The organism is Streptomyces sp. sk2.1, from assembly GCF_008120935.1.
GTDB lineage: Bacteria > Actinomycetota > Actinomycetes > Streptomycetales > Streptomycetaceae > Streptomyces.
The window spans coordinates 1,673,704-1,693,156 of record NZ_RDBO01000077.1; the positions used below are offsets into that span (position 1 = coordinate 1,673,704).

Genomic DNA, 19,453 nt, shown 5'->3' on the forward strand with positions numbered 1-19,453 from the left:
CGGCATGCGACCCCTCGTCCCGGAAGACCCCCGGAGCATCGGCGGCCACCGCCTCCTGGCCCGCCTCGGCACCGGCGGCATGGGCGTCGTCTACCTGGCTCGCACGGGCGGCGGGCAGCTCGTCGCCGTGAAGGTGATCCGGGCCGAGCACGCCGCCGACCCCGGCTTCCGGGCCCGGTTCCGGCGCGAGGCCGAGGCCGCCCGCCGGGTCGACGGCCCCTGGGTGGTGCCGGTGACGGATGCCGACACCGAGGCGCACGAACCCTGGCTCACCACCGTGTTCGTGCCAGGCCCCTCGCTCGCCGAGGTCGTCGTCGCCGAGGGCGCCCTGCCGCCCGCGACCGTCCGGGCACTCGGCGCCCGGGTCGCCGAAGCGGTCGACGCGGTGCACGCGGCCGGACTGGTCCACCGCGACCTCAAACCGGCCAACGTGCTCCTCGCGCTCGACGGGCCCCGACTCATCGACTTCGGCATCGCCCGCCACGAGGGCGCCACCGCGATCACCGCGACCGACGCCGTGATCGGCACCCCCGGCTACCTCGCCCCGGAACAGGCGTCGGGGCAGTCGGTCGGGCCCGCCTGTGACGTCTTCGCGCTGGGCTGCGTCCTCACGTACACGGCGACCGGCCGCCGCCCGTTCGGGGACGGCGGGGCGGCGTCCGTCCTGTACCGCACCGTGCACGACGAGCCGGACCTGGACGGGATGCCGCCCGCCCTGCTGCCGCTCGTCGAGGCGTGTCTCGCCAAGGAGCCGGGGGACCGGCCCACTGCCCGGGAAGCGGCCCAGCTGCTGGCCGCACCGCCCGGCGCGGACCCGGCCGCCTGGGCGCCGCCCGGCCTGTCCGCCCTGATCGCCGCGCGTTCGGCCGCCGCCCTCGACATTCCGGCCCCGGCCCCGGTCCCGGAGCCGCCCACCTCCGCCGGGGGACCCGTATCCTCCCGCCCCTCCCGGCGCACCGTGTTGACCGCCGGGGCCGCCGCGGTGCTGCTCGGGGGCGGCGCGGTGGCGGCCTGGACGGCGGTGGACCGGCGTACCAACGGGGCCGGGAAGCCCACCCGTAGCGTCCCCGTCCACGCCATCGGCCTGCACGCCGACCTCACCGGCCCCGGCCGGGCGGTCGGCCTGGCGCACCGGCGCGGCATGCAACTGGCCGTCGACGACCACAACGCCCGCGCCAGCACCACCTTCCGGCTCGCCCTGCGTGCCGAGGACGACGCCGGGGACCCCGCCCGCGCCCTGCGCGTCGCCGACCGGCTGGCCGCCGACCCGAAGGTGCTGGCCGTCGTCGGCCCGACCAGCGACGTCATCGACGCGACCGTCGTCCAGCGCTACGAACGCACCGGAATCGCCCAGGTCGTCGTCTCGGCCGGGGGAACCACCGTCGAGACGGCCGCCACCCAGAACCTCTGCCTGCTCCGAGCCCTGGACGACGACCTGGCCAACGGCCTCGTGGACTACCTGGTCCTGACCCGCCGGGCGAAGCGGGTGATGGTCGTGGAGGACGACGCCGACCCCGTGGGGGCCTGGGCCATCAGGAACACCCTCAGGGAGATCACGCCCGAGAGCACGACGTTGACCGTGCACCAGGTCAAGGCAGGCGTCGACGACTTCGGCCCGGCGGCCCGCGCGGTCCTCGATGCGGGCGCGGACGCCGTGGTCCTCGCCTCCACCTCCCCCGCCCGGGGAGCCCGCTGCGCCGTGGCCCTGGCCGCCGCCGGGTTCACCGGCGCCCGCGCGTCCACCGGCCCGGTCCTCGCGCCCGCCTTCCTCGACGGGGCCGGGAAGGCCGCCGAGGGTTGGGTGTTCGCCGAGGCGTATGGCGATCCCGCCGCGATGCCCGCAGCCAAGACGTTCACCGCTGCCTACCGCGAGCGTTTCGGCACAGTCCCCGCCCGCTGGGCCGCAGAGGCGTACGACGCGGTCGGGCTGATCGCCGACGCCACCCGCACCACCAGCGCCGACGGGGCCCCGCGCGAGGGCATCACCCAGCGCCTCTTCCTCACCACCCACAAAGGCATCAGCCGCACCCTGGAGTTCGCCCCGACCCGGTCGGTGGATTACCGGACGGGCCTCTTCCTCTACCGGGTCGAGGGCGGCCGGGCCCGCTTCCTGGGGCCCTACCTGAAGGTGTGAGCCGGACCGTCCGGATACCGGACGGGGGATGTGCGCCGGACGGGGGCATGAAGTGGAGCTGCGGGCGCGTTTAAGAAAACCTCGATGGACCTGTGGCGCGGGGTGCGGCAGATTTCTCCGTGACGGCGGAGGATGGTGCGCGGCAGCCGATCGACGCGCGCTGCCATGGAACCCGTCCCTCTCATTCCTCCCCGGGCCGCGGGCCTGCGCAAGGCTGCCTCCGGCCCGGGGCACTCAACGCCGTACCAGCGCAGGGAGCCACCGCCGTGAAGGCACTCGTGAAGCAGAAGGCCGAGCCGGGACTCTGGCTCATGGACGTGCCCGAGCCGGAGATCGGCCCCTCGGACGTGCTGATCAAGGTGCTCCGCACCGGCATCTGCGGCACCGACCTGCACATCCGCAACTACGACGGCTGGGCGCAGCAGACCGTGCGCACCCCGCTCGTCCTCGGACACGAGTTCGTCGGCGAGGTCGCGGCGACCGGCGCCGACGTCGTCGACATCAACGTCGGCGACCTGGTCAGCGGCGAGGGCCACCTGGTGTGCGGGAAGTGCCGCAACTGCCTGGCCGGCCGCCGCCACCTGTGCCGTGCCACGCTCGGCCTCGGCGTCGGCCGGGACGGGGCGTTCGCCGAGTACGTCGCGCTGCCCGCGTCCAACGTCTGGGTGCACCGCACCCCCGTCGACCTCGACGTCGCCGCGATCTTCGACCCGTTCGGCAACGCCGTCCACACCGCGCTGTCGTTCCCGCTGGTCGGCGAGGACGTACTGATCACCGGCGCCGGGCCGATCGGCATCATGGCCGCCGCCGTCGCCCGGCACGCGGGCGCCCGCAACGTCGTCATCACCGACGTCAGCGAGGCCCGGCTGGAACTGGCCCGGAAGGTCGGGGCCAACCTCGCCCTGAACGTCGCCGAGGAGACCATCGCCGAGGGACAGCGGCGCCTCGGCCTGCGCGAGGGCTTCGACATCGGCCTGGAGATGTCCGGCCGGCCCGAGGCGATGCGCGACATGATCGCGAACATGACGCACGGCGGACGCATCGCCATGCTCGGACTGCCGTCCGAGGAGTTCGCGGTGGACTGGTCCAGGATCGTGACCTCGATGATCACCATCAAGGGCATCTACGGCCGTGAGATGTACGAGACCTGGTACGCCATGTCCGTGCTCCTGGAGGGCGGCCTCGACCTCGCCCCCGTGATCACCGGCCGCTACGACTACCGCGACTTCGACGCGGCCTTCGACGACGCGGCGAGCGGCCGCGGCGGCAAGATCATCCTCGACTGGACCTCCTGACCGACGCCCCTCGGACCGACCGACGCCCCGGACGGCCGACACCCCCGGACGACGCCACCGTAGACAGCTGGGAGACACCCCTCATGTTCGACTCCGTACGCGACGACCTGCGCACCACCCTCGAAGAGATCGAGGCCGCAGGGCTGCACAAGCCCGAGCGGGTGATCGGCACCCCGCAGTCCGCGTCCGTCGCCGTCACCGCGGGCGGGCGCCCCGGTGAGGTGCTCAACTTCTGCGCCAACAACTACCTGGGCCTCGCCGACCACCCCGAGGTGATCGCCGCCGCCCACGAGGCGCTGGACCGCTGGGGCTACGGCATGGCCTCGGTCCGCTTCATCTGCGGCACCCAGGAGGTCCACAAGGAGCTGGAGCAGCGGCTCTCCACGTTCCTCGGCCAGGAGGACACGATCCTCTACTCCTCCTGCTTCGACGCCAACGGCGGTGTCTTCGAGACCCTCCTCGGCCCGGAGGACGCGGTCATCTCCGACGCCCTCAACCACGCCTCCATCATCGACGGCATCCGGCTGTCCAAGGCCCAGCGCTTCCGCTACGCCAACCGCGACATGGCGGACCTGGAGAAGCAGCTCAAGGAGGCGTCCGGCGCCCGCCGCCGGCTCGTCGTCACCGACGGCGTCTTCTCCATGGACGGCTACGTCGCCCCGCTGCGCGAGATCTGCGACCTCGCCGAGCGCCACGACGCCATGGTCATGGTCGACGACTCGCACGCGGTCGGCTTCGTCGGCCCCGGCGGCCGCGGCACCCCGGAACTGCACGACGTGATGGACCGCGTCGACATCATCACCGGCACCCTCGGCAAGGCGCTCGGCGGCGCGTCCGGCGGCTACGTCGCGGCCCGCGCCGAGATCGTCGCGCTGCTGCGCCAGCGCTCCCGCCCGTACCTCTTCTCCAACTCCCTCGCCCCGGTCATCGCGGCGGCCTCGCTCAAGGTCCTCGACCTGCTGGAGGCGGCCGGCGACCTGCGCGAGCGGCTCAACGCGAACACCGAGCTCTTCCGCACCCGGATGACCGCGGAGGGCTTCGACGTCCTGCCCGGCGACCACGCCATCGCCCCCGTCATGATCGGGGACGCGGCGAAGGCCGGCCGGATGGCGGAACTGCTCCTGGAGCGCGGGGTGTACGTGATCGGGTTCTCGTACCCGGTCGTCCCGCAGGGCGCGGCCCGCATCCGCGTCCAGCTCTCCGCCGCCCACTCCACCGAGGACGTGAACCGGGCCGTGGACGCGTTCGTCGACGCGCGCGCGGCACTCGGGGAACAGTGACGGGGCGGACGGGGCCGCTGTCCGGGCGCCCCGTCCGCCCATCCGCCCGAGGTCTCACCCGGGCGGCCGGGTCACCTCCGTGACCTGGGACAATGGGGACATGATCGATTCACGGCGGCTGCGCGTCCTGCGTGCGGTGGCGGACCATCGCACGGTGACGGCCGCAGCCGCCGCGCTGTACCTCACCCCCTCCGCGGTCTCCCAGCAGCTCGCCGCGCTGGAGCAGGAGACCGGGCACCGGCTGGTCGAGCGCGGCGCGCGCGGGGCCCGGCTCACCCCCGCCGGGGACATCCTGCTGACCCACACCAACGCGGTGCTGGCCCAGCTGGAGCGGGCCGAGGCGGAACTGGCCGCATACGGCTCGGGGGACGCCGGTACGGTCACCGTCGCCGCGTTCGCCACCGGCATCGGCCTGGTCCTCGCCCCCGCGATCGCCGAACTGGCCTTCACCGCGCCCGGCATCCGGGTCCGGGTCCAGGACGCGGAGGGCGACGCGAGCGTGCCGATGGTCCTCGACCGGCAGGTCGACGTGGCGGTGGCCGTGGAGTACCGGGGCGCGCCGGGCGAGGACGACCTGCGGCTGACCCGGGTGCCGCTGTACTCCGAGCCGTTCGACGCGGTGCTGCCGGTGGGGCACCGGCTGGCCGACCGGGAGCAGGTGGCGATCGCCGACCTGGAGAAGGACCCGTGGATCGGCCCGTACCCGGGCAACCCCTGCCACGACGTGGTGGTGCTGTCCTGCGAGTTCGCCGGGTTCCAGCCGAGGATGGAGCACTCCTCGGACGACTTCCGGGCGGTGGTCGCGCTGGCCGGGGCSGGGGCCGGGGTGGCGCTGGTGCCGCGGTCGGCGCTGCGGGGGATGGAACTGACGGGGGTGGTGGTGCGGCCGGTGCAGGGCAGCGCGCCGACCCGCCGGGTCTTCGCCGCGGTGCGGCACGGGGCGGAGGGGCACCCGCTGATCGCCCCGGTGCTCGACGCGCTGGCCGCTGCCGCGGGCCGGGAGGCCGCGCTGCCGCTGCCGGCGTCCTCGTGACCGGACGCGGCACCGGGACACCCACCGACGGCCGGGCCCGGAGCCGGACCGCTCCTCGGCTCATCGGCGGCCCACCGGTGAGGTGAACGACTCCGAAGAGTGATCATCCCGGTCCGGGGGCGGGTACATCGACGCCTGTACCCGCAGCACCCGCTGCCGCACCCGCAGCACCCGCTGCCGCACCCGCGGCACACGCTGCCCCACACACGGGAGATCGACCATGAAGAGGATTCTTGCCTGCGCGGCGACCGTATTCGGCCTGGTGGCAGGCATGTGCGCGGTCACCGCGACCGCGGCGACGGCATCGGACATCATCATCGTCAAGGAGAGCGGTCCGGGTGACGCCGGGGTCAGTCAGGTGAAGGACTCGCACCACGTCCTGCAGAACACGAACGACAAGAGCGTCACTACCGGTGACATCAGCACCTGGGTGAAGGGGCTGCTGAACGAGAGCCCCCTCACCTTCGAGGTCGAGGGGTCCGAGCAGGACCAGGGCGAGCAGAGCTGACCGGCCGGCCCCGTCGGTCCCGCCGCTTCGAGGCGGGACACGCGGGCGGTAGTGGTCCCGGAGCCGTGGGCGGGCCCCGGGACCACCACCGCCCGCGGGGGCCCACGCGTTCATCCCCGGCGGAGGACGGACCGGCCCCCGGCCGTGCCCGGCCACATCGTGCCCAGCCCCGCCGCCACCGTCACGGTCAGCGCCAGCACCCCGTAGTGCGCCGGTGGCAGATACGGCACCGAACCGGCCGCCGACACCGCGAACGCCGTCAACGGGACCGCCGCGACCAGCGTGCCGACGGCCAGGCCCGCCACCGCCACCAGACCGGTCTCCAGGACCAGCATCCGCCGCACCTGGCGGCGGCCCGCGCCGACCACGCGCAGCAGGCGCAGCTCCGGACGGCGGCCCACCGAGATCAGGGACAGGGTGCTGACCACGGAGAGCAGCGCGAAGCCGCCGATCACCCCGACACCGATGACGACCAGGGCGTCGTCCCCGTCCGACGTCGGCGGGGCGATCCGTACGTCGTCCGCCGTCGCCGCACCGACCCGCGCCCCCGGGTACGGGGCGAGCGCACGCCGCAGCGCCGGGGCCGCGACCGCGCCGCCGTCCGCCGAGCGGATCAGGACCTGCTGGTCGTACGGGGCCGAGACGTGCCCGGCCAGGAGCTCGCGCGGCAGCATGAACTCGCCGATTCCCAGGGCCCGTTCGTAGAGCGCCACCACCCGCAGCCGGACCCGGGCGCCGTCGCCGAGGCGGAGTTCCACCGTGTCGCCGGTGCCGATGTCCAGGTCGGCCGCCCGGTCCTCGCCGACCGCGACCGTGCCGCGGCCCCTCAGCCCCGCCAGGTCGCCCGCCGTGACGCCCGGGTCGAGGGTGCCGGACAGCCCGTCCGCCGTCACGCCCAGCACGGGCAACCGGTCCAGCACCGGCTCGCCCAGCTCGCGGCGGGCGAGGACGACGGTGGACCGCAGCACACCGGTCGCCGCGGCCACCCCGGGAACCCCGCGCACCGCGCGTACCGCGTCGGCGGGCAGCCCGCCCGGCCCGGTCGCCACCAGATCGGCCCGGAGCGCGGCGGCGGCCTCCCGGCCGGCCGCCCGCTCCAGCGTCGAACCCGCCGCCAACTGCACGCAGACGAAGGCGACGACCAGCACGACCGGGGTGATCGCCGCCCCCAGACGCCGGTGGTGCGCGGCGGCGGACCTGGCGGCCAGAAAACCGGAGGCCCCGCCGAGCCGCCGCACCGGCGTCCCCAGCACCCGGGTCGCGCCCCGGGCGATCCACGGACCGAGCAGCGCCACCGCGATGATCAGCGAGGTCGCCGCACCCGATGCGGCCACCGCCGCCGCCTGTCCGCCCTGCGCCGTCGCCGCACCGGCCGAACCGACCCCGGCCACCGCCAGGACCGCTCCGGCGATCGTGCGGAACCGGCCCGGCTCGGCCGGCTCGGCCGCCCGTGCCGCACCCGGCGCGTCGGCGGGCCGCACCCGGGTGACGGACCGGGCCGCGAGCAGCGCCACCGGCCGGGCGGCCAGGGCGATGAGCGCCGCCCCCGCGGCACCCGCCGCGACCGGCAGCCACACCGGTACGGGCAGCGGCAGCGCGTCCGTGGTCAGCAGCGACCGCATCACCAGCCCCAGCGGCAGGGCACCGGCACCGCCCAGCAGCGCGGCGTACCCGGCGACCCGGCCCGCCTCGCGGCCGACGGCGGACCTGAGCTGCCGGGGTGTCGCCCCGACCGCGCGCAGCAGCGCCAGTTCGCCGGACCGCTGGTGCACGGCCTGGGCGATGGTGGTGGCGATCACCAGGAGCGCCACCATGAGGACGGTCGCCGCGACGGAGGCGAGCAGGGGCAGCAGTTCGGCGCGTGCGCCGAGCGCGTCGAGGTGCTCGGCCCGGCCGCGCTCCGGGCCGGTGAGGACCAGGATCCCGCGGTCGCCGCGGGCCCGGTCGGGCAGCGCCCCGGCCAGCGACTCCCGCAGCGCCCCGGCCGGGACGCCCTGCTCGGCGACGATGCCGACGGCATCGACCGTGCCGGGGTGGCCGGCCAGGTCGGTGAGCCTGCGTTCGGTGAGGAAGACCGCGGGGGAGCCGCCCCGGCGACCGGTGTCGGCGACCCCGCTGACGGTGTACGGCCGGGAGGCCCCGTCCGCCCGCAGGGTCACCCGGCTGCCGGGCCCGCTCCCGGTGGCGGCGGCCACGGCCCGGTCGACGACCACCTCGCTCCCGGTCCTCGGCGCGTGCCCGGCCGTCAGCCGGTACGGGGTGAGCGCGGCGGACGCCCAGGACCGGCCCACGGCCGGGACCCCGACGGCGGCGGCGCCGCCCACGGCCAGGGGGACCGAGTCGTCCGCGACGGCCTTCGCGACCCCGTCGGCCGCGGCGGCCCGCGCCACCACGGAGCGGTCCAGGCGCACCCGTTCGGACAGGTACGCGCTCACGGTCCGCGGTTCGCTGCCCCAGGGCTTCGCCGTGTACGTCACCCGCTGGTCGGCCGTCACCACGGCGTCGGCCCCGGCGTACCGCTCCACCGGCGGCCGGGCCAGCAGCAGCGAACCGAGCACGAGGGCGAACGCGCCGATCAGCGCCGCCGCCGCGGCCGTCGCGACGAACACCGCGGTCCAGGCCCGGCGATGGGCCCGCAGCGAGCGGCGGGCCAGGAACGCGGAGGCCCGCCGCATCCCGTGCCGCACCTCCGCACCGGGCCGCTGCTCCTCGGGCCCGGACCTCCGCGCCTTCGCGCGGGGCTTCCGAGCGTCGGCACGGTCCCTCCGCGCACCCGTGCGGGACTTCCGAGCGTCGGTGCGGGACTCGGACCCACCCGTGCGGGACCTGCTCGTTTCCGTGGTCATCGCAGCCGGCCGCCGTCCATCGTCAGCACGGTGTCCGCCCGGCCCGCCGCGACCGGGTCATGGGTGACCATGACGACCGTGCGGCCCTCGGTCCGTACCGCGTCCCGCAGCAGATCCAGCACCAGCGCCGCCGATTCCGGATCCAGGGAAGCGGTCGGCTCGTCCGCGAAGATCACATCGGGTTCGGTGACCAACGCCCGTGCCACCGCGACCCGTTGCTGCTGGCCGCCGGAGAGCGTCGCGGGCCCCCGGCCGCCGTGGCCCGCCAGACCGACCCGGCCCAGCAGCTCCCGGCCCCGGCCCAGCACCCGCCCGTCCGCCGGATCGGCGCCGCCCAGCACCAGCGGCAGCACCACGTTCTCCTCGATGGTCAGCGACGGCACCAGATTCAGGGCGTGCGACTGGAAGACGAAACCGATCCGGTCCCGGCGCAGCCTGGTCAGCGCCGCCTCGGACAACGACCCGAGGTCGGTGCCCGCCACCCGTACCGTCCCCGACGTCGGACGGTCCAGACCCGCCGCGCACTGGAGGAAGGTGCTCTTCCCCGACCCCGAGGGGCCCACCACCGCCGTGAAGCTCCCGGCCGGGACCGTGCAGCTCACCCCGTCGAGCGCGACGACCTCCCCGCCCCCGCGCCGCCCGTGGCGCCGGCTCACCGACTCCAGACTCAGCGCGGTCGCCCGCGTCGTCGTGACCGTGTCCACCGTGGACCCCCGTTCCTTTTTCGTCCGTACCTCTCGACCTGCGAAAAAAGCTATGAGCCGGGCGAGGGCCGGGCGAGGGGGCACGTGCCCCGGAGGGGGTGCAGCGGACTCCACCACGGGCGTGGGAGAGGGCCCCACTCCGACCGCGGGCGGCCCGCCGTAACGTGAGGTGCCATGAGTACTGATCCCGCCCCGCTGACCGTCGCCGTCCGGCGTTCGTGGGACGCGTCGCGCTATCTGTTCATCGGGCTCGGGGTCGGGCTGGCCGCCTACGTGGGCACGTTCCTGGTGGTGGCGGTCCTGCTGTTCGCCGCGGTCGTCGTCGGGCTGCCCGCACTGCCCGAGGCCGCCAAAGCGCTGCGCGGGGCCGCGGAGTTCGAGCGCCGCCGGGCGGCGGCACGGCTCGGCGTACCGTTCACGCCCACTCCGTACCCGCCGCTGGACAGTGCCGAGGTCACCGAGCGGGTACGACGGGTGCTCGCCGACCCGACGGCCCGGCGCGACGCGCTCTGGCTGCCGGCCCAGGCCCTCGCCGGGAACGTGCTCGGCTACTTCACGATGGTGCTGTGGCCGGTGGGGCTCCTGGTGGACGGGATCGGACTGTCCGTCGTCCATCTGCTGGACCGCCGGACGGCCGACGAGTACGGCACGGAGCGGCCGGTGCGGCGGGGCTGGGTGCTGCCCCTGCACGGGGTGCTCGCCGACCTGTCGGCGAGCTGGTCCAGGGCGCTGCTCACCCCGGCACCGTCCGCCGCGCTCACCGAGCGGATCGCCCAGCTGACCGAGAGCCGGGCCGGGGCGGTGGAGGCGCACGGCGCCGAACTGCGCCGCATCGAACGGGACCTGCACGACGGGGCCCAGGCCAGGATCGTCGCCCTGTCGATGCGCATCGGCCTCGCCAAGCAGCTCCTCGACCGCGACCCGTCCGCCGCGCGGGTCCGGCTCGACGAGGCGCAGGACGGCGCGGACGCGGCCCTCGCGGAACTGCGGCACGTGGTGCGCGGCATCCACCCGCCCGTGCTGACGGACCGCGGACTGGCGGGCGCGGTACGGGCGTTGGCCGGTGACGTCGCCGTGCCCGTGACCGTCGGACTCGACGGCGTGGAGGACGGGCGCCGGCTCCCGGCCGCGATCGAGGCCGCCGCCTACTTCGTGGTCGCCGAGGCCCTCACCAACATCAGCAAGCACAGCGGCGCGACGGCCGCGAGCGTGCGCATCGAGCGGCCCGCCGGGACGCTGCGCGTGACCATCGGGGACGATGGCCGCGGCGGCGCGGACGAACGCGCCGGCAGCGGACTGGTCGGGATCAGGCGTCGCGTCGCGGCGCTGGACGGCACCACCCGCATCGACAGCCCCGCCGGGGGGCCGACGGAGATCGAGGTGGAGCTGCCGTGCGGATCGTGATCGCGGAGGACAACGCGTTGCTGCGGGAGGGGCTGATCCTGCTGCTCACCAGCTCGGGCCACGAGGTGGTGGCCGACGCGGCGACCGGACCCGAGGTACTGCCCGCCCTGCTGGAGCACCGGCCGGACGCGGCCGTGCTCGACGTGCGGCTCCCGCCCACCTTCCGCGACGAGGGGCTGCGCGCCGCGATCGCCGCCCGCGGGCGGCTGCCCGAGCTGCCCATCCTGGTCCTGTCGCAGTACGTCGAGGAGACGTACGCCGCCGAGCTGCTCGCCGGGGGCGCCCAGGGCATCGGCTACCTGCTGAAGGACCGGGTGGGCCGGGTCGACCAGTTCCTCCAGGCGCTCGACCGGGTGGCGGCCGGCGGCACGGCCCTCGACCCCGAGGTGGTGACGCAGCTGCTGACCCGCAAGGCGTCCGCCGAACCCCTGCGGAGCCTCACCCCGCGCGAGCGCCAGGTCCTGGAACTGATGGCGCAGGGCAAGGCGAACGGCACCATCGCCACCGAACTGGTGGTGACGGAACGGGCGGTGAGCAAGCACATCGGCTCGATCTTCCTCAAGCTCGGCCTGGAGCCCGACGACGGCACGGTGCACCGGCGGGTGCTGGCGGTGCTCGCCTACCTGGAGGGCAAGGGGGCCCGCTGACGTCCCGCCCGGCGGGCGGGACGGCCCCCGCGACACCGCGTCGGACGTCCGGCGGCGGCACAATGCCCCGCATGGACCTCAGCGACCTCACCGGGCTCACCGCCCGCGCCCGCCGGCTCGCCGTTCCCGGCCGGCGCCGCGTCCTCGGCATCGCGGGGCCGCCCGGAGCCGGCAAGTCCACCCTGGCGGCCCGGCTCGTCGAGGCGCTCGACGGGCTCGCCGTCCTCGTCCCCATGGACGGCTTCCACCTCGCCGGGGCCGAACTGGACCGGCTCGGACGCGCCGGGCGCAAGGGCGCCCCGGACACCTTCGACGCCGCCGGGTACGCGGCCCTGCTCGCCCGCCTGCGCGCCCCGCAGCCGGGCACCACCGTGTACGCCCCCGACTTCGACCGCGCACTGGAGGAGCCGGTCGCCGGATCCGTCCCCGTACCCCCCGACGTCCCGCTGGTCGTCACCGAGGGCAACTACCTGCTGCACGACGAAGGGCACTGGGCACACGTGCGCCCGCTGCTCGACGAGGCGTGGTACCTGGACCTCGACCGGGCCCGGCGGGTGCGGCGGCTCGTCGAGCGGCACGTCCGGTTCGGGAAGCCCCGCCCGTACGCCGAACGCTGGGTGGCGGACTCCGACGAGGCCAACGCGCGCCTGGTCGAGCGGGGCCGCGACCGGGCGGACCTCGTCGTCCGGCCCGCCCCGCAGGACCGAGAGCCTGTGGGCCGCCGGGGGTTTTGGGCCCACTCGCGTCGACCGGCGCGGACGGGCAGGATGCTGTACGCAGTGTCGCGCCGTCAGGAGGCTCCCGCATGTCCAGTCCGAACCAGCCCGCGCCGTTCACCGCCGACGACTACCGGGCCCGCATGACGCGGGCGGCCGACGCCGCCGCCGAGGCCGGGCTCGCGGGCGTGCTGGTCGCACCAGGCCCCGACCTCGTGCACCTCACCGGCTACCAGCCGGTCAGCACCGAACGCCTCACCGTCCTCGTCCTCACCCCCGGTCAGGACCCGGTCCTCGTCGTCCCGACCCTGGAGGCCCCGGACGCCGAGGGCGCCGTCGGAGCCCCGGCCCTCACCCTGCGGGACTGGACCGACGGCAAGGACCCGTACGCCGTCACCGCCCCGCTGCTCGACGGCCGGGGCCGGTTCGGGGTCAGCGACAACACCTGGGCGATGCATCTGCTCGGGCTCCAGCGGGCGCTGCCGGACACCTCGTACGTCTCCCTCACCGAGGCCCTGCCGATGCTGCGCGCGGTGAAGGACGCCCCCGAGCTGGAGCGGCTCGCCGCCGCCGGGGCCGCCGCCGACGCCACGTACGAGGAGATCCTCAAGGTGCGGTTCTCGGGCCGCAAGGAGACCGACATCGCCGCCGAACTGGCCGACCTGCTCAAGCGGTTCGGGCACTCCCAGGTCGACTTCACCGTCGTCGGCTCGGGGCCGAACGGCGCCAACCCGCACCACGAGGCGGGCGACCGCACCATCGAGCGGGGCGACATGGTCGTGCTCGACTTCGGCGGCCTCAAGCACGGCTACGGCTCCGACACCTCCCGCACCGTCCACGTCGGCGAACCCACCGCCGAGGAGCAGCGGGTCCACGACATCGTGCGGGAGGCGCAGGAGGCGGGCTGCCGGGCGGTCCGGCCGGGCGTCGCCTGCCAGGAGATCGACCGGGCGGCCCGCGCCGTCATCACCGAGTTCGGCCACGGCGAGCGCTTCATCCACCGCACCGGCCACGGCATCGGCGTCACCACCCACGAACCGCCGTACATGATCGAGGGCGAGGAACGGCCGCTGGTGCCCGGGATGTGCTTCTCCGTGGAGCCCGGCATCTATCTGCCGGGCCGGTTCGGGGTCCGGATCGAGGACATCGTGACCGTGACCGAGGACGGCGGCCGCCGCCTCAACACCACCGCGCGCGACATGGCGATCGTCGAGTAGCCGGCCGGGGCGCGGGAGGCGTCCGGGGCGTCCCGGGCCCGCGCCCCGGCCGGTTCAGCCGTCCGCCAGGACGACGCACGACTCCGGCGGCAGGTGCAGCAGGCCGTCGGACCCCGGGGCCGCCACCGGGTCCCAGGCCGCCACCACCCGGCCCGTCCGGCCCCACCGCCGGCCGCCGCCCAGCGGGATCGTGGCCGGCTCCCCGGCGAGGTTGACCGCGACGCGCAGATCGCCCCGCCGGTACGCCAGCCAGCGTGCCCGCTCGTCGTGGGCGGTGCGCACCGAGGCCAGGTCCGGATCGGAGAGGTCCGGCAGGGCGCGGCGCAGCGTGATCAGTTCGCGGTACCAGGCGAGCAGCCGGGCGTGCGGTTCCTTCGCGGGCTCGTCCCAGTCCAGGCAGGAGCGGTTCCGGGTGGCCGGGTCCTGCGGGTCCGGCACCTCGTCCGCCGTCCAGCCGTGCGCCGCGAACTCCCGCCGCCTGCCGTCGCGGACGGCCTCGGCGAGGGCCGGGTCGGTGTGGTCGGTGAAGAACTGCCAGGGGGTGCGGGCGCCCCACTCCTCGCCCATGAACAGCATCGGCGTGAAGGGCCCGGTCAGCACGAGCGCCGCGGCGCAGGCCAGCAGCCCGGGGGAGAGGGTGGCGGAGAGCCGGTCGCCCAGGGCCCGGTTGCCGATCTGGTCGTGGGTCTGGGCGTAGCCGACGAAGCGGTGGGCCGGGGTGCTGACGACGTCGACGGGGCGGCCGTGGGTCCGGCCGCGGAAGCCGGAGTACGTCCCGTCGTGGAAGAACGCGCGGGTCACGGTCTTGGCGACGGCGGCCAGCGGGGCGACGGCGAAGTCGGCGTAGTAGCCCTGGGACTCACCGGTGAGCGCGGTGTGCAGCGCGTGGTGGAAGTCGTCGTTCCACTGGGCGTGCAGGCCGAGGCCGCCGGCCTCGCGCGGGGTCGTGGTCCGCGGGTCGCAGAGGTCGGACTCGGCGATCAGCGGGAGCGGCCGGCCGAGCTCGGCCGCCAGCGCGTCCGTCGCCGCGGACAGCTCCTCCAGGAAGGTCAGCGCCCGGCCGTCGACCAGGGCGTGGACCGCGTCCAGCCGCAGCCCGTCGAGCCGGTAGTCCCGCAGCCAGGCGAGGGCGCTGCCCAGCAGGTACGCCCGCACCTCGTCCGAGCCGGGGGCGTCGAGGTTGACCGCGGCGCCCCACGGCGTGTGATGGGTCTCGGTGAAGTACGGGCCGAAGGCCGGGAGGTGGTTGCCGGACGGGCCGAGGTGGTTGTGGACCACGTCCAGCACGACCGCGAGCCCGAGACCGTGCGCGGTGTCGACGAAGCGCTTGAGCCCGTCCGGCCCGCCGTACGGCTCGTGCACCGCCCAGAGCGACACGCCCTCGTACCCCCATCCGTGGGTGCCGGGGAACGGGCAGACCGGCATCAGCGACACATGGGTGACGCCCAGCTCGGCGAGGTGCCCGAGCCGTTCGGCCGCGGCGTCGAAGGTGCCCTCGGCGGTGTACGTGCCGATGTGCAGCTCGTACAGCACGGCGCCCGGCAGGCCCCGGCCCGTCCAGCCCTCGCGCCACTCGAACAGGGAGTGGTCGACGACGGCGCTCTCGCCGTCCGGTCCGTCCGGCTGACGGCGCGAACGCGGATCGGGAAGCACCCGTCCGGCGCCCCCGCCCCCGTCCCCGTTCAGGACGAAGCCGTAGCGGTCCCCGTCCGAGGCCTGTGCCTCGACCGTCCACCAGCCGGCCCGCGCGGCGTCCCGCTCCATCGCCCGCGGCCCGCCCGCCAGCCGCAGTCCGACCGAGTCCGCATCCGGTGCCCACACCTCGAACAGCATGCAACGCTCCTCGTCTCGTCGCCGTCCTCGCGTTCCGTGCCCCGGCCCGGGGCCCGCGGTCGCGATCACCGGCCCATGACACTGGATCGAGCCCGTTACCGGCGGTTAAGGTCTGGTTCTGATCATTGCCCCGTCAGATTCTGCTCAATACGCACTCGCTCTTACGGCTGTGGAGGCCGAGATGAATGTGCCGCCGTTCCCGCCCGGTTTCCTCTGGGGAGCCTCCGCGTCCGCGTTCCAGACCGAGGGCGCGGTCGACACCGACGGGAAGGGCCCCTCCGGCTGGGACGCCTTCGCCGCCCAGCCCGGACGGATCAAGGACGGCACCGACACCACCCGAGGCACCGGCTTCCACCAGCACTACCGCGAGGACGTGGCCCTGCTGGCGGGCCTGGGCGCCGACGCCTTCCGGTTCTCCGTCAGCTGGCCGCGCGTGGTGCCCGGCGGCAGCGGCGCGGTCAACCCGCAGGGCCTCGACTTCTACGACCGCCTCGTCGACGAACTCTGCGCCCACGGCATCACCCCGGTCCCCACCCTCTACCACTGGGACACCCCGCTCCCGCTGGACGAGGAGGGCGGCTGGCTCAACCGGGACACCGCCTACCGCTTCGCCGAGTACGCCGGGATCGTCGCCGAGCGCCTCGCCGACCGCGTACCGATGTGGATCACCATCAACGAACCGGCCGAGGTGACGCTGCTCGGCTACGCCCTCGGCGAGCACGCACCGGGCCGCGCCCTCCTCTTCGACGCCCTGCCCGCCGCCCACCACCAGCTCCTCGCCCACGGCCTGGCCGTGCGCGCCCTGCGCGGCGAGGGCGCGGACAACATCGGCGTCGCCGTCTCGCACACCCCCGTCTGGACCGCGGGGGACTCCGACGAGGACCGGCTGGGCGCGGAGCTGTACGACACGATCACCAACTGGATGTTCGCCGACCCGATCCTCACCGGCCGCTACCCCGACGAGAACATCGCCGCGCTGATGCCGGGCCCGGTCGAGGACGACCTGTCCACCATCTCCACCCGGCTCGACTGGTACGGCGTCAACTACTACAACCCCACACTCGTCGGCGCCCCCGTCGCGGACGCCCCGGAGGACTTCTCCGGCTTCCGGATGCCCGCCGAACTCCCCTTCGGCATCCGGGAGATAGAGGGTTACGAGAAGACCGACTTCGGCTGGCCCGTCGTGCCCGACGGGCTGCGCGAGACCCTCGTCCAGCTCCACGACCGCTTCGGCGACCGGCTCCCGCCGCTCTACATCACCGAGAACGGCTGCGCCGTCGACGAGCCCGCCGAGGACACCCGCCGCATCGCCTACCTGGAGGGGCACCTGCGGGCCCTGCGCACGGCCATCGACGCGGGCGTCGACGTGCGCGGCTACTTCACCTGGTCGCTCACCGACAACGTCGAGTGGATCGAGGGCGCCAGCAAGCGGTTCGGCCTGGTCCACATCGACTACGAGACGCTGCGCCGGACCCCCAAGGACTCGTACGCCTGGTACCGCGACCTGATCCACGCGCAGAAGGCGGCCGGCCCGGCACGCTGACCGGGCCCGGCCCGGCGCCCCCGCCCCGGGCCGGGGACTTACGAACGACCCCGGAATGATCAATACTTCGCGCCATGGTCGCTTCCTGGTGGTCCCGGGCCGGACTGGGAATCCTCGTGCACTGGACGCCCGCCTCCGTGCCGGGCTGGGCCCCGCCGCACGTCCCGGCGGACGAACTCCCCCTGGCGGGGCGCCGCGCGCCGCTCGGCTGGACGTCGCGCGCCGAGTGGTACGAGAACGCGCTGCGCTTCCCCGGCAGCCCCGTCTCGGCCCACCACCGCGCGATCTACGGCACCCGCCCGTACACCGCGTTCGGGGGCGACTTCAACGACGCCCTGCACGCCTGGGACCCCACCGGGTGGGCCCGCGCCTTCCGGGCGGCGGGGGCCCGTTACGCGGTGCTCGTCGTCAAGCACCACGACGGCTTCTGCCTCTGGCCCTCCGCGATCCGCAACCCGCACCGGGCCGGCTGGCACACCCGGCGCGACGTGGCCGGCGAGTTCGCCGAAGCGGTACGGGCCGAGGGGATGCGCTTCGGCGTCCACTACTCCGGCGGGCTCGACCGGACCTTCGACGGCCGCCCCGTCGCGGGCCCGGCCGACCTCGTCCGGGCGGTCCCGCGCGGCGGCTACCCCGACTACGCCAGTGCCCAGCTGCGCGAACTGACCCGCCGTTACCGGCCCGACGTCCTGCGCACCGACCTCTTCTGGCCCGGCACCCGTGTCGACGCCCGGCGCCTCGTCGACTACCACCGGTTCACCGTCCCGCACGGCGTCGTCGGCCACCCGGTACCGGCCCCGCCGATCCGGCACGCACTGCGGCTGCCCGGCGCCGGGACGCTGTACGAGCGGTGGGCGCGCCGAGCCGGAACCGGGGACGGGGGACACCCCGCGCCAAGGCCCGGCGACCGCGGCCTCCGCACCGGCACCGGCCCGTACGAGGTCACCCGCGACATCGGCCCCGGCGCCGGCCATAACCGTGCCGCGCCGCCCGGGTCGTTCCTCCGCCGGGAGGAACTGGAGGCACTGGTCCGCGACACCGCCGCCGCCCACGGCAACCTGCTGCTCACCGTGGGCCCGCGCGGCGAGGACGCGACGATCCCCGCCGAACAGCGGCTCCGCCTGGACTGGCTGGCGGAGTGCTCCGGGCGTTCCCGGACCGTCGCGGCGACGGGGGAGTGACCCGGGGCGCCCCGTCCCCGGCCGGCCCTCAGTCCCAGACCATGTCGAAGGAGCGCTCGAAGTTCACGTACCCGAGACGGGCGAAGGACCTCGCCATCGGGACGTTGCCGAGGTCGGTGGCGGCCCGGATGCGTTCCACGCCGTCCTGCGCGGCCAGCACCCTGGTGCCCTCGGCGAGGACGTCGTCGATGTAGCCGTGGCCGCGTCGGGCGGGCAGCACCCCGATGTAGGCGATGATCGGGTTGTAGGAGTTGCGCGCCGGGATCACGAACCCGACCGGTTCGCCGTCCGGGAGTTCGGCGACGCGCCACCACTCCCGCGGCGTCGTGTACCCCGCCAGCTCCTCGTCGTAGTGCTTCTCGGCCGCCTCGCGGGCGCTGAGCCCGGACGCCAGGTCGGCCTGTCCGTGGGCGTCGAGGGTGCCCTCCATCACCGGGGTCATCAGCGCGAGCAGGTCCTCGCGTCCCTCGACCGGGCGGAACCGCAGCCGCCCGCCGTCGGCCGGGACCGGCGTACCGGCACGCCACTCCAGGCGCAGCCGCTCCACCAGCAGCCGTGCGCCGGAACGCTCCATCACCCGTATCCGGGCCTCGACGGCCTCGCGCACCGCCGCGTCCTCGCGCCAGTCCGGCGGGACGAACCGCCCGTACTCGGGCCGCTTCGCACCGGCCGGGACGACCGCCGCCGTCGCCGTCTCCAGCAGCCGCAGGCCCACCTCGCCGCGCTCGGGCTCGGGCAGGGTGTCGTCGAGGTCGAAGTAGTCGAGCAGCAGCGGGGCGTCACCGTCCCGGCTCCACCACGCGATCCGCGCCACCACGCGGTCGCCGCGCAGCGCCACCCACATCCATTCCGGACGGCGGCGCCCGCTCTCCAGGTCGTCGACGAGCTCGTGGTCGAGCACGTACGGGAGCTGCCGGAAGAGTCCGAGCTCCTGCGGACCGGCGAGCGGGCGGACGATCAGTTCCTGCGGAACATGGGGCACACGGTCTCCTGGAAGGACAAAAGGCCGTCCGGCGGGCGCCCGACGGCTTGCGGCGGCAGACACTAGCAACCGTCCCCGGACTCCGCGCGGGAATTCCGGAGCGGTCCTCCCCGGCCCGGCACGCGCCTCG

Annotated in this window: 14 protein-coding genes and 1 pseudogene; 11 read left to right on the forward strand and 4 right to left on the reverse strand. The window is 75.0% G+C overall.

Annotated elements, in window-relative coordinates; translation table 11 throughout:
* Positions 1–4: 4 nt before the first annotated feature.
* From EAO76_RS34600 to EAO76_RS34620, 5 genes are all read left to right on the forward strand, one after another.
* On the forward strand, positions 5–2,134 hold the full coding sequence (locus EAO76_RS34600) for a bifunctional serine/threonine-protein kinase/ABC transporter substrate-binding protein (protein WP_148840031.1): 2,130 nt from the start codon (positions 5–7) through the stop codon (positions 2,132–2,134).
* Between the two features lie 266 nt (positions 2,135–2,400).
* Positions 2,401–3,429 (forward strand): L-threonine 3-dehydrogenase, encoded by a 1,029-nt coding sequence (gene tdh / locus EAO76_RS34605; protein WP_148840032.1) that lies wholly within the window; start codon positions 2,401–2,403, stop codon positions 3,427–3,429.
* An 83-nt stretch (positions 3,430–3,512) separates the two neighbouring features.
* The gene (locus EAO76_RS34610; RefSeq protein WP_148840033.1) at positions 3,513–4,709 is read left to right on the forward strand and encodes a glycine C-acetyltransferase; all 1,197 of its coding nucleotides are present in this window, start codon (positions 3,513–3,515) and stop codon (positions 4,707–4,709) included.
* A 100-nt stretch (positions 4,710–4,809) separates the two neighbouring features.
* Positions 4,810–5,742: a LysR family transcriptional regulator gene (locus EAO76_RS34615; RefSeq protein ID WP_148840034.1), complete on the forward strand. Its 933-nt coding sequence runs from the start codon at positions 4,810–4,812 to the stop codon at positions 5,740–5,742.
* A gap of 220 nt (positions 5,743–5,962) precedes the next feature.
* On the forward strand, positions 5,963–6,250 hold the full coding sequence (locus EAO76_RS34620; protein WP_148840035.1) for a hypothetical protein: 288 nt from the start codon (positions 5,963–5,965) through the stop codon (positions 6,248–6,250).
* Between the two features lie 110 nt (positions 6,251–6,360).
* Here EAO76_RS34620 and EAO76_RS34625 read toward each other — a convergent pair whose 3' ends face one another.
* Both EAO76_RS34625 and EAO76_RS34630 read right to left on the reverse strand, forming a co-directional pair.
* Positions 6,361–8,925, reverse strand: coding sequence for an FtsX-like permease family protein (locus EAO76_RS34625; protein ID WP_148840036.1), 2,565 nt, complete (start codon positions 8,923–8,925; stop codon positions 6,361–6,363).
* A 167-nt stretch (positions 8,926–9,092) separates the two neighbouring features.
* Positions 9,093–9,800, reverse strand: coding sequence for an ABC transporter ATP-binding protein (locus EAO76_RS34630; RefSeq protein WP_148840037.1), 708 nt, complete (start codon positions 9,798–9,800; stop codon positions 9,093–9,095).
* A 174-nt stretch (positions 9,801–9,974) separates the two neighbouring features.
* Here EAO76_RS34630 and EAO76_RS34635 point away from each other — a divergent pair, with 174 nt between their 5' ends.
* The 4 genes and pseudogenes from EAO76_RS34635 (at position 9,975) to EAO76_RS34650 (ending at position 13,784) form a co-directional block, all read left to right on the forward strand.
* Entirely contained in the window at positions 9,975–11,204 is a 1,230-nt protein-coding gene (locus EAO76_RS34635) for a sensor histidine kinase (protein WP_148840038.1), read from the forward strand.
* Positions 11,192–11,851 (forward strand): response regulator transcription factor, encoded by a 660-nt coding sequence (locus EAO76_RS34640; RefSeq protein WP_148840039.1) that lies wholly within the window; start codon positions 11,192–11,194, stop codon positions 11,849–11,851. Before EAO76_RS34635 ends, EAO76_RS34640 begins: the two co-directional genes overlap by 13 nt.
* 71 nt (positions 11,852–11,922) lie before the next feature.
* Positions 11,923–12,540: pseudogene (locus EAO76_RS34645) on the forward strand (nucleoside/nucleotide kinase family protein); the annotation flags it as partial.
* Between the two features lie 116 nt (positions 12,541–12,656).
* Positions 12,657–13,784, forward strand: coding sequence for an aminopeptidase P family protein (locus EAO76_RS34650; RefSeq protein ID WP_148840041.1), 1,128 nt, complete (start codon positions 12,657–12,659; stop codon positions 13,782–13,784).
* Positions 13,785–13,838: 54 nt separating this feature from the next.
* Here the strand turns inward: EAO76_RS34650 and treZ are convergent, their stop codons facing one another.
* Positions 13,839–15,617, reverse strand: coding sequence for a malto-oligosyltrehalose trehalohydrolase (gene treZ / locus EAO76_RS34655; protein WP_148840042.1), 1,779 nt, complete (start codon positions 15,615–15,617; stop codon positions 13,839–13,841).
* 181 nt (positions 15,618–15,798) lie between these two features.
* Between treZ and EAO76_RS34660 the strand changes: the two genes are divergently transcribed.
* Both EAO76_RS34660 and EAO76_RS34665 read left to right on the forward strand, forming a co-directional pair.
* Positions 15,799–17,160: a GH1 family beta-glucosidase gene (locus EAO76_RS34660; RefSeq protein ID WP_148840043.1), complete on the forward strand. Its 1,362-nt coding sequence runs from the start codon at positions 15,799–15,801 to the stop codon at positions 17,158–17,160.
* Between the two features lie 74 nt (positions 17,161–17,234).
* On the forward strand, positions 17,235–18,341 hold the full coding sequence (locus tag EAO76_RS34665; RefSeq protein ID WP_148840044.1) for an alpha-L-fucosidase: 1,107 nt from the start codon (positions 17,235–17,237) through the stop codon (positions 18,339–18,341).
* A gap of 28 nt (positions 18,342–18,369) precedes the next feature.
* On the opposite strand, the gene EAO76_RS34670 is transcribed toward EAO76_RS34665, so the two are convergent.
* Entirely contained in the window at positions 18,370–19,323 is a 954-nt protein-coding gene (locus EAO76_RS34670; RefSeq protein ID WP_148840045.1) for a GNAT family N-acetyltransferase, read from the reverse strand.
* Positions 19,324–19,453 lie beyond the last annotated feature (130 nt).